Origin of the sequence: Pseudomonas gingeri, from assembly GCF_013386165.1 — a bacterium.
Taxonomy (GTDB): Bacteria; Pseudomonadota; Gammaproteobacteria; order Pseudomonadales; family Pseudomonadaceae; genus Aquipseudomonas; species Aquipseudomonas gingeri_C.
In genome coordinates, this window is sequence record NZ_JACAOS010000053.1 from 1 (window position 1) to 372 (window position 372).

1 protein-coding gene is annotated in these 372 nt (G+C 60.5%); it reads right to left on the minus strand.

Annotation, left to right across the window (positions count from 1 at the left end; genetic code table 11):
* On the minus strand, positions 1-372 hold a 372-nt coding region (locus HX866_RS34025; protein WP_177141296.1), incomplete at both ends, for an AMP-binding protein.

Sequence of the window (372 nt, forward strand, 5' to 3'; positions counted from 1 at the left end):
TAATCTCGTAGGTCGTGGAGAAAGTAGTAGCTTCGGTCGGGCCGTAGCCATTGAGCAGGTGCTCGGGAGCACCGTTCGCCAGCACCCGTGCGATCACCGCCGGGTCCAGTACATCGCCGCCGACAATCAGGTAGCGCAAGCGCGAGAATGCATCGCCCAGACCCGAAGCGTATTGATGAAACAGACCGGCGGTCATCCACAATACCGTTACAGACTGCTCCAGCAAGATCCGCTGGAAATTCACCGGAGAGAGCAAGTCATCCTGGCCGATCACCACCACGCAGCCGCCATTGAGCAGCGGTGCCCAGACGTCCAGGGTACTGGCATCGAACGCCGGGTTGGAGGCGAAAGCCACACGGTCCCGGGCATTGA